Annotated in this window: 8 protein-coding genes and 1 pseudogene; 2 read left to right on the forward strand and 7 right to left on the reverse strand. The window is 70.1% G+C overall.

All coding sequences use genetic code 11. From position 1 onward, the window contains the following. The 5 genes from AC31A1_RS38630 to AC31A1_RS38650 all read right to left on the reverse strand — a co-directional run. Positions 1–1335 (reverse strand): LLM class flavin-dependent oxidoreductase (locus AC31A1_RS38630; protein WP_489657756.1); only part of this gene is annotated, 1335 nt, incomplete at its 3' end. A 147-nt stretch (positions 1336–1482) separates the two neighbouring features. Then, on the reverse strand, positions 1483–2217 hold the full coding sequence (locus AC31A1_RS38635) for an ABC transporter ATP-binding protein (RefSeq protein WP_489657757.1): 735 nt from the start codon (positions 2215–2217) through the stop codon (positions 1483–1485). After that, positions 2193–3059 carry an ABC transporter permease gene (locus AC31A1_RS38640; protein ID WP_489657758.1) on the reverse strand — a complete coding sequence of 289 codons (867 nt, stop codon included), beginning with the start codon at positions 3057–3059 and terminating at the stop codon, positions 2193–2195. The genes AC31A1_RS38635 and AC31A1_RS38640 overlap by 25 nt, the downstream gene beginning before the upstream one ends. Before the next feature lie 5 nt (positions 3060–3064). Next, on the reverse strand, positions 3065–4135 hold the full coding sequence (locus AC31A1_RS38645) for an ABC transporter substrate-binding protein (RefSeq protein WP_489657759.1): 1071 nt from the start codon (positions 4133–4135) through the stop codon (positions 3065–3067). 263 nt (positions 4136–4398) lie between these two features. After that, positions 4399–5589, reverse strand: coding sequence for an ROK family protein (locus AC31A1_RS38650; protein ID WP_489657760.1), 1191 nt, complete (start codon positions 5587–5589; stop codon positions 4399–4401). A gap of 419 nt (positions 5590–6008) precedes the next feature. Between AC31A1_RS38650 and AC31A1_RS38655 the strand changes: the two genes are divergently transcribed. Then, on the forward strand, positions 6009–6590 hold the full coding sequence (locus AC31A1_RS38655; RefSeq protein WP_489657761.1) for a biotin transporter BioY: 582 nt from the start codon (positions 6009–6011) through the stop codon (positions 6588–6590). Here the strand turns inward: AC31A1_RS38655 and AC31A1_RS38660 are convergent. Both AC31A1_RS38660 and AC31A1_RS38665 read right to left on the reverse strand, forming a co-directional pair. After that, the gene (locus AC31A1_RS38660; RefSeq protein ID WP_489657762.1) at positions 6574–7899 is read right to left on the reverse strand and encodes an FAD-binding oxidoreductase; all 1326 of its coding nucleotides are present in this window, start codon (positions 7897–7899) and stop codon (positions 6574–6576) included. The genes AC31A1_RS38655 and AC31A1_RS38660 overlap by 17 nt on opposite strands. 114 nt (positions 7900–8013) lie before the next feature. Then, entirely contained in the window at positions 8014–8766 is a 753-nt protein-coding gene (locus AC31A1_RS38665; protein WP_489657763.1) for an LPXTG cell wall anchor domain-containing protein, read from the reverse strand. A 164-nt stretch (positions 8767–8930) separates the two neighbouring features. On the opposite strand from AC31A1_RS38665, the pseudogene AC31A1_RS38670 reads away from it, so the two are divergent. Continuing rightward, positions 8931–9683 (forward strand): annotated as a pseudogene (locus AC31A1_RS38670) (serine/threonine-protein kinase); the annotation flags it as partial. Positions 9684–9972 lie beyond the last annotated feature (289 nt).

Here is a 9972-nt window from a genome sequence, read left to right on the forward strand (position 1 = left end):
GGTGGGATGCGTGGGTCGGGTGTACTGGTTGGCCGGGCGGGGGAGGCCGTAGCGCTCCCGGAGGGTGGTGCGCGGGCCGTACTCCGTGCGGAGCAGGCCGCGGGCGCGGAGGAGCGGGACGACGTGGTCGACGAACGCGTCGAGGCCGGACGGCAGGACCGCGGGCATGATGTTGAAGCCGTCGGCCGCGCCCTGCGTGAACCAGGACTCGATCGCGTCGGCGACCTGCTCCGGCGTACCGGCGAAGGTGAGGTGCCCGCGTCCGCCACCGAGCCGGCCGATCAGCTGCCGTACGGTCAGCCGGTCCCGGCGGGCCAGTTCGACGACGAGCGTGTAGCGGCTCTTCGCGCCCTCGATGGCGTCCTCGGGCGGGAGGTCGGCGGGGAGCGGGGCGTCCAACTGCAGGGTGTTGGAGGGCAGTTGGAGGAGTCGCTCCAAGTGGTCCACGCCGTGCGTGTACACGATGTGGTCCTCCAGCAGCCGCTCGTTCGCGCGTGCCTCGGCCTCCGTCGAGCCGAGCACCGGGACGATGCCGGGCAGCACCTTGATGTGCTCGGGGTCCCGACCGGCCGCCGCCGTACGGGACTTGAGGTCCTTGTAGAAGGCCTGCGCGTCGGCGAGGGTCTGCTGCGCGGTGAACACCGCCTCGGCGTAACGCGCCGCGAACGTCTTGCCGTCCTCGCTTGATCCGGCCTGTACGAGGAGCGGGTAACCCTGCGGTGAGCGGGGGACGTTGAGAGCACCCGCCACGCTGAAGTACGTCCCCTGGTGGTGGGGCGGGTGGATCTTCGTGTCGTCGCCCCACACGCCGGCCGCCTTGTCGGCGACGATCGCGTCGTCCTCCCAGCTGTCCCAGAGCTTCAGCGCCACATCGAGGAACTCGGCGGCCCGCGCGTACCGTTCGGCGTGCGCGGGCTCATGCTCCAGACCGAAGTTACGGGCGGCCTCGGCACCGGCGGTGGTGACGATGTTCCAACCCGCCCTGCCGCCGCTGATGATGTCGAGCGAGGCGAACTTGCGGGCCAGGTTGTAGGGGGAGTTGTAGGACGTGGACGCGGTGGCGATCAGGCCTATGTGTTCGGTCGCTGTCGCGAGTGCGGTGAGGAGGGTGAGTGGTTCCAGGGCTCCGGCGGGGCGTTGGGCGAGGTTGCTCCACAACTGCGGCCCGTCGGCCAGGAAGAGGGAGTCGAAGGTGCCGCGCTCCGCGATCCGGGCGAGGTGTGTGTAGTGGTCCAGTTCGACGTGGGCGTAGGGATTGCTCTCCGGGAGGCGCCAGGAGGCCTCGTGGTGACCGGTGTTCATGAGGAAGGCGTTGAGGTGGAGTTGGCGGGGCATGGTTGTCCTTTGCGACGGACAGGCAGGGGGACTTTCGAGCGCAGGGCGGTACTGATCAGCCCGTCCGGCGTTTGAGGACGAGGCCCCTTCAGGGCCGATGGGGGTCTGGGGGCGCAGCCCCCAGAAGACGGCACGAGCAGCAGACGCTCACCGGGAATCCGACGTCACACCGAGCGCCGCCAACAGCCGCTCCCGGTACTCCGCAAGCGGCACCTCGGGGTCGATGGCCAGGTCCAGCCCGATTCGCCCCTCCTCCAGCACCAGCACCCGGTCCGCGAGGACAATCGCCTCATCCACGTCATGGGTGACCAGCAGCACCGAGGGCTGATGCCGCTCCCACAACTCGCGGAGCAACACGTGCATCCGGATACGGGTCAGCGCGTCCAGCGCCCCGAACGGCTCATCCGCCAACAGCAGTTCAGGCTCACGGACGAGCGAACGGGCCAGCGCGGCCCGCTGCGCCTCACCCCCGGACAGCTCATTGGGCCAGGCCCGCTCACGCCCGGCGAGCCCCACTTCGGCAAGGGCCTCGCGGCCCTTCGCGGCGGCTTCCTTGCCCTCCGTCCCCAGCAGCACGTTGTCGAGAACCCGCCGCCACGGCAGCAACCGGGAGTCCTGAAAAACCACCGACACCCGCTCAGGGGCGGCGAGTCGACCGCTCCCGACGACCTCGTGGTCGAGCCCCGCGATGGCCCGCAGCAACGTGCTCTTGCCGGAGCCGCTGTGCCCCAGCAGGGCGGTGAACTGTCCGGCGGGCAGATCCAGATCGATGTGGTCGAGAACCGTACGACCGTCGAACGACCGCGTGAGCCCCCGGAGTTGGACCGCAGGAACCGCAGGGACGGCGGGCGTGGTGGTCAGCTGCTGAGTGTGCGGCGCCATGACAGCACCCTCCGTTCGACGAGACGGACCGCGCTGTCGGAGACCAGGCCGAACACGCCGTAGATCAGCAGGCCGACGAGGATGACGTCCGACTGGCCGTAGTTCTGGGCCTGGAACATCATGTAACCGAGGCCGCTGGTGGCGTTGATCTGCTCCAGGACCACCAGGCTCAGCCAGGAGCCGGTCACCCCGAGGCGCAGGCCCACGAAGAAGCCGGGCAGGGCGCCGGGGATGACGATCTGGCGGACGAACTGGAGCCTCGACAGGCCCTGGACCTCGGCGAGTTCGACGTAGCGGTGGTCGATGCCGGACAGCGCGGCGTGCAGGTTGAGGTAGATCGGGATGTAGACGACGATCGCGATGATGGCGATCTTGAAGGTCTCGCCGATGCCCAGCCAGAGGATGAACAGCGGGATCAGGCCCAGGGTCGGGATGGCCCGGTTGAGCTGGACGGTCCCGTCGATCAGCGCCTCGCCGATCCGGCTCAGCCCGGCGGCCAGGGCGAGGACGACACCGGCGGTGAGGCCGAGCGCGAAGCCGTAGGCGGCGCGTTCCAGCGAGGTCAGCATGTCCGTGGGGAGCGTGCCGGACGTCCACAGCCGGCCGGCGGTCCGCAGCACCGTCCAGGGCGCCGGGATCGCGGCCGGGTCCAACTGCCCGGCGGCGGAGGCGACGGCCCAGAGGGCGAGGAAGAGCGCGGGGCCGATGATCCGGGAGGCGGGCAGCCGTCTGCCGGGGGCGAGCCCGCGCCGCCGCCTGCGCGGAGCCTCGACGGCACCCTCAACGGCGGTGACCGGCAAGGAGGTTGCGGCAGCCGTATCCACAGTCTGGGAGGTCGTCATGGCCGTCACCTCCGGTACTCCGCCGCCACGGCCTTCGCCGCGATCCCCTCGAAGCGCCGGTCGAAGAGCGAGTCCACCGTGAACTCCTTCACGAAGCCGCCCTCCGCGAGCAGATCGGCGGTCTCCTGCTCCCACTTCACGGCCTCGTCCCAACTCGGCGGGAACAACGGCTTGTTGGCGAGGGCGGTGACCGACTCGGCCTGCGCGAGCGTCAGGTTCTGCGTCTTGACGTAGAACTCCTCGTTCCAGGTGTCCGGGTGCTCGTACTGCCAGACCTGGCCCTGCGCCCACTGCGGGATGTACGCGGCGATCGCGGCCGCCTTCGCCGAGTCGGCCAGCACGGCGGACGGCGCCCACAACAGATTGAGCAGGTCTACGACATCGGTCGTGATCGCGCGGGCGCCCTTCGCCCCGTACTGCTTGAGGTACGCCGGCGCCTGGCTGTTGGCGAGCGGGGCGATGTCGACCTGGCCCGACTGCAGGGCCGTGAAGAACTGGTTGCTGGTCAGCGGGACCAGTTTCACCTCGTCGTACTTCAGCCCGGCTTCCTTCAACGCCCGCAGCAGGACGACGCCTTGGGCCTGGCCCTGCGAGAACGCCAGCTTCTTGCCCTTGAAGTCGGCGACCGTGCGGATGTCGCTGCCGGGCTTGGTGGCGAAGAGGTAGTTGGGCTTGCGGGTGACGTCGATCGCGACGATCTTCGCGTCGTAGCCCTGGTAGTGCGCCTGGATCGGCGGGATGCCGGCGTTGTTGGCGAGGTCGAGGGACTTGGCGCGGAACGCGTTGATGACATCGGGACCGGCACCGATGTTCACCCAACTCGACACGGTGAACGGCAACTTGGGCAGCTTCGCCAGCTTGAACTGGAGCTGCTGGGTGTTCAGGTACGAGGAGATCTTCAGGCTCGTGCCGGACGGGACCTTCTCGGCGAGCGGGGCGGACAGACCGGCCCCCGACTTGGCGGCCGCGGCACTGCTCGTGGCGCAGCCGCTGAGGCCGGCGATGCCTGCGGCGGCACCGAGTACGGAGGTGAGGAAGAGCCGCCGGTCGACGCCGGGCGCACGGGAATGAGGCATGGGAGGACTCCCTGATCAAAAGTTTCGGGAACGCGGGAACGCGGGAATGCGCGCGGAATTCACGGACGGCGAAAGACGGAGCAGTCCGGAGAAAGAAATTCAGGCAGGATGAGACCGGCGCCCGGGGCGGGCGCGTCAACGGGTCAGCAACAAGAAGTGCGACAACTCATCTGCAGGCTCATGACCAGGATGTTCCCGGTCATGCGAGCCCCCTGTCAACATTCCGAGTTTCTGAATTAAATACGCCCCGGTGAAACGCTCGGTCACACGCTCAACGGATCCCGGTACAGCACATCGAGCATCACCGAACCGCCCGCCACCGCCAGCACGGAATCCGGGAAACTCGTCGGCACGACGGCCGACGCCCGCGCGTCACCGACCTCCTCGCGCAGCGCGCGCAAGCAGTCCTCCCGCCGTACGACCCCCAGCTCGGTGACGACCACCGTCTCCGGGTTGAGGATGTCGAGCAGCAGCCCGACCGCCCGCCCCACCATCCGCGCCCGCTGCGTCAACAGCCGTACGGCGACGGGGTTTCCGTGCTCCGCCGCTGTCACAACGTGGGTCGGGTTCACCCCGTCGACGATGCCCGCCTCCCGGGCCCGCCGGCACAGCGTCCGTTCGCTCAGCTCGACCTGGAGGCAGCCGACGCGTCCGCAGTCGCACGGCTCCGTGCCGCCGCGCAACGGCAGATGGGCGATCGCGCCCGCCTGCGAACGGGGGCCGTAGTGCACCTCGTCGTTGGTGGCGAAGGCCGCGTCGACCACATTGCCGACGAAGAGATGCAGCACGCTACGGCTGCCGCGCGCCCGCCCGAAGAGCCGCTCCCCGTTCACCAACGCCCTTGCGTGGCCGTCCACATGGACCGGCAGCCCGGTGCGGGCGCCGAGCAGTTCGCGCACCGGCACGTCCCGCCAGCCCAGCAGCGGATGGTCGACGATGGTCCCGGAGTCCCGGTCGACCCAGCCGCCGGCGGCGACCCCGACACCCAGCGGGGTGGCCCCGGCCGCCTCCGCGAGCAATGCCTCCAGACCCTCGGCGGCCCGCGCCAGCACCAGAGACGGGGTGGTGCCGTCGTGCCCGATCCGCCGCTCGACCACCACCCGCCCGCGCAGATCGAGCAGCGCGACCGTCGTATAGGGCACCGCCACATGGACTCCGCCCACAACGAACCGTGACGCGTCCAGGTCGACGGGCACATGGGGCCGGCCCACACCCTTCGAGCGCTGGGGTGTGGCGGACTCCCGTATGAGCCCGAGTTCGGTGAAGCGGGCGCAGTAGTCGGTGACCGACGCAGGGGACAGTCCGGTCAGCCGGGAGATGGTGGAGCGGGCCACCGGGCCGTGCTCCAGCACCGAGCGCAGGATGACGCTCGCGTTGGTGCGCCGCCGGTCGCTGTCGGCGGCGCGCGGTATGGGGGAGTGGGAGGCGAGAAGGGGTGCCGCGGTACGGGGCATGGGGATCTTCCTCGGGAACGGGTCCGACGGTGCGCCGTCTCGGATGGGAGGCGTACCGGATCCGCTCCGCCCGCCTCAGGGGCGGTAACAGGTCGCCGCGGCCTGGCGTCGCAGGTCGACATAGCGACGCGACGCGAAGTTCCGGGCCTGGGCAACCATGCGGTCGAAGCTAGCAAAACGGCCCACGGCTGCCCAGACGGTGACCGGTGTGCGAGACGGCACGGGTGCCGGTGTGCGAGACGGCACGAGGTCCGCGTGACCGGCATCACGCCGAGGCGCGTGTAACGGGCATCCTTTGTCCGGAGCCCACCAAGTCCCCGACGAACCCTTTGTCGAACGCTGACGGTGATCGGCCCGAGGACCCTGGGATAGCGTCACAAAGTCCCCCTGTACCCCCCCGTCAACCTGCGGAGTCCCCCTTGAGTACCGCCGTCGCCACCGCCCGCCCGGGCCAGGTCCTCGCCGACCTGCTGCCCGCCTCCCGCGTCCGGGACATCGCCCTCGTGCTCGGCGGCGCCGCGCTCACCGGCCTCGCCGCCCAGCTCGCCGTGCCCGTGCCGCACTCTCCGGTTCCGGTGACCGGTCAGACCTTCGCCGCGCTGCTCGTCGGTACCTCCCTCGGCGCCGGCCGCGGCTTCCTCTCGCTCGCCCTGTACGCGCTCCTCGGCCTGGCCGGCGTCCCGTGGTTCGCCGGCGGCACCTCCGGCGGCGGCGCCTCCTTCGGCTACATCGTCGGCATGCTGCTCGCCTCCGCCGCCGTCGGCGCCCTGGCCCGCCGCGGCGCCGACCGCTCGGTCCTCCGCATGGCCGGCACGATGCTGCTCGGCGAGGCGATCATCTACGCGATCGGCGTCCCGTACCTCGCGCTGAGCCTCGACCTCTCGACGAGCGCCGCGCTCGCCGCAGGCCTCACGCCGTTCCTCATCGGCGACGCCCTGAAGGCGGCCCTGGCGATGGGCGCGGCCCCGACGGCCTGGAAGTTCGTCAACAAGCAGAGCTGACAAGGAAGTTCCCGCGGAAGAGGTTCGCCGGGTCGTAGTGCGACTTGAGTCCGGCGAGCCTCTTCCGCGTCTCCGCGTCGTACAGCCCCTCGCTCCGATCACCGGCCCCGAACGCGAAGCTGCCCGCCCGTCCGAGCGTCACGGGCGCGAGCAGCGCGAAGGCCGGGTCGAGTCGCGCACGGGCGGCCTCCCGCTCCCCGACCGCCAACATCCGTACCAGGAACCGCCCTTCGCGATACGGCACCGAGTTCGGCGCGGGCCTCGCCAGCGCCCCGCCGAGGTGATTGACCTGTACGACACACATGCCGGCCGCGTCCGGCCCGGCGAGCGACAGCACCTCGCCCACCCGCGCCGCATCCAGCTCGCTCACCACCGCGCTGTCCCCGTAGTACGCGTGCGGTTCGGGCGGGTCGCTGTGGATCGTGTGACTCTCGGCGTACGGCATCTCCCGCAACGAGTCCGCGAGCACCGGCCCGAACTCCCGCAGTGGCCCGACGAGTTGGGCACCTTCATCGCCGCTTCCCGTGTAGGCGACACGCACGGAGAGCACGTAGCGTCCGCGCAGGTGCGGCGGCAGCGCCGGGATGTCCGGATACGGTACGGCGGCGAAGGACGAGGTCAGCTCGTCCGGTACGGTCCGCGTCCACTCCTCGTACGCCCGCAGCAGGGCCGTGGGATCGACCTCCCGTCCGTCGAAGGCGAGCGAACCGCCGTAGAGCCTCCGCACGGGGACGAGACCGATCTCCAGCTCCGTGACGACTCCGAAGGCGTGACCGGCACCGAGCAGCGCCCAGTACAACTCGGGCTCCGACTCCCTTGTCGCCCGGCGGAGTCGGCCATCGGCGGTGACGACGTCGAGCGAGCGGACGTGGTCGGCCGCGTACCCGAACTCCCTTGCCAGGATGCCCAGTCCACCGCTCAGCGTGTACGACACGGCACCCACACCCGGCGCGGACCCGTTGAGGGGAGCGAGGCCGTACGGCTCCGCCGCCGCGACTACCTGGCTCCAGCGCACGCCCGCCTGGACGCGGACGGTACGTGCCTCGGGGTCGACACTCACCCCGTCCATCCGCCTCGTCGTGATCAGCACCCCGCCCTCGGAGGCACCCGGCAGCCCGTGCCCGGTGGCCTGGACGCCGACCGGCAGGTTCTCGGCGGCCGCGTACCGTACGGCGGCGATCACGTCGTCGGCCGAGCACGCACCGAAGACCACGGCGGGGCGCTGGGTGAACCCGGTCTGGAAACCGGCGAGTTCGTCCTCGTAACCGGGGTCGGTGGGGTGGAAGGTGAGCGGCTGTGTGTGGTTCATGGGGTCATGCTGGCCGCATAACCTGACATGTGCCGTCAGGCTTTCCGGCGGGAACGAGGCGAGAGCGAGCGGGGGAGGGCCGAGTGCTCCCGCTACCCGGCCCTCCCCCTTGCCCTAGCTTTCCAACGGCCCCTGCCTCGGCGGGCGTTGGGACCAGTACAGGCCCGCCGCGCCCGCCGCGATCAGTGCCGCGCCGGCCGCGCCCAGGGGCAGGACGTCATCGCCGGCCCCCGTCTTGGGCAGCGTGTCGCCGCCCGGTGCCACCGGCTTGTTGTCGGTGCCGAGCAGCAACGGGGTGGCCGGGGCGTTCGGCGACGGGTTCGTCGTACCGAACGGGACCGGACCCTGCTGCCAGAAGGTCTTCTTGCCGTCGGCGGACGTCACCGGCAGACAGATCTTCCCGGCCTTGCTCAGGTCGTACGTCGCGTCGACGGCGTACGACTTCGACTTGCCCGCGGCGAGAGCGCCGACGGAGCACGTGAATCCGCTGTTCGAACCGGGCGGCAGATCTTTTTCGGCGATCGCCGAACAACCCTGCACGCCATTGACCTTGAGGCCGTCGAAACCGACGACCAGGAGATGGAGATCGCCGCTCGCCTTGGTCCCCTCATTTTTCACCGTGGCGGTGATCGCCGTCTTTTTCGAACTGTTGTCGACCGAGATCTTCTCCGGCAGGAGCGTGGTCAGTTCCACTCCCGCCGGAGCCGCGTCCATCGCCTTTCCGCCTTTGCCGCTCCCCGGTCCCTGGTCATCCGCCGAGGCGGTGAAGGAAAGGATCACCACCGCCGAGAAAGATGCCGTGAGCAGCGATCCTGCGATGGTCTTGGCCGCGGCCGTGGTCATGGTCGTAGCACGACGAGAACTCATGTTCGTCCCCCTTGTGTTCCCCTGTATCCCCCTGCGACTGTGCCTGAATTCGCAGTACTTGAAGAGGTACCACAAGATTTCTCCGCACTATGCTGGTACGGCATGAAGTGTGACCATTGTGGGGGTGCGGCGGATTGCCGGGGAATATGGGTAATACGGGGAACATGGGGAGCGGCGGTGTTCCGGGACTGCGGGTGACCGGACGCTATCGGCTGGTCGAAAGTATCGGCCAGGGGGGAATGGGGCGGGTGTGGCGAGCCGCCGACGAAATGCTCGACCGGCAGGTCGCGGTCAAGGAAATGCGCATCGACGGCCTCGACCCGGAGGACACCCGCACCCGCCGCGAGCGCACCCTGCGCGAGGCCAGGGCGACGGCCCGGATCGACCATCCCAACGTCGTGCGTGTCTACGACGTCGTCGACGAGGGTGAACGCCTGTGGATCGTCATGGAGTTGGTCGCGGGCCGCTCCCTGGAACGCATGCTGGCGGACGACGGCGCGCTCGGCCCGAGCGAGGCGGCCCGTATCGGACTGGGCCTGGTGGCCGCCCTGCGCCAGGTGCACGCGGGAGGCGTCCTGCACCGCGACATCAAACCCGGCAACGTGCTCGTCGAGAGCCACGGTCACCGGGTCGTGCTCACCGACTTCGGCATCGCCGCGATCCAGGACGCCACGGCGCTGACCGTGGTCGGCATGCTGGTGGGCTCGCCCGACTACATGGCACCCGAGCGGATCTCCGGCCATCCACAGGGACCGCCCTCGGACATCTGGTCCCTCGGCGCGACGCTCTGCGCCGCACTCGGCGGCCGGTCACCGTTCTCCCGGGACACAACACTGGCCACTTTGCACGCGGTTCTGTACGAGGAGCCCGAACTCCCGTCCGCCGCAGGCCCGTTGCGCGACGTCCTCGCCGCGCTGGGCTTGTGCGGCGCGCTCACCCTGATCAACGCGGTCGAGGGAAACGCCCGCCCTTCGTGGAGCAGGTCGCCGGGAGTTGTTGGCCGAGGCCTCGGAGCTCGACTCGGAGGCGGCCTCGGCTGCGGAGGCCGGTACTTCGGCGGCGGGGGCCGGTTCTTCTACGGCGGGACGCTGCGTCGGTATCGCGTCCTCGACGGGGTGGGGGTCGCCGTCAGGGCCGGGTTCGTAGACCCGGGGATCGCGTGCCGCGCGGACGAGCGGCGGCGGCAGGAACGCCGGGGTCGGTGAC

Source organism: Streptomyces sp. P5F9 (genome assembly GCF_057961495.1).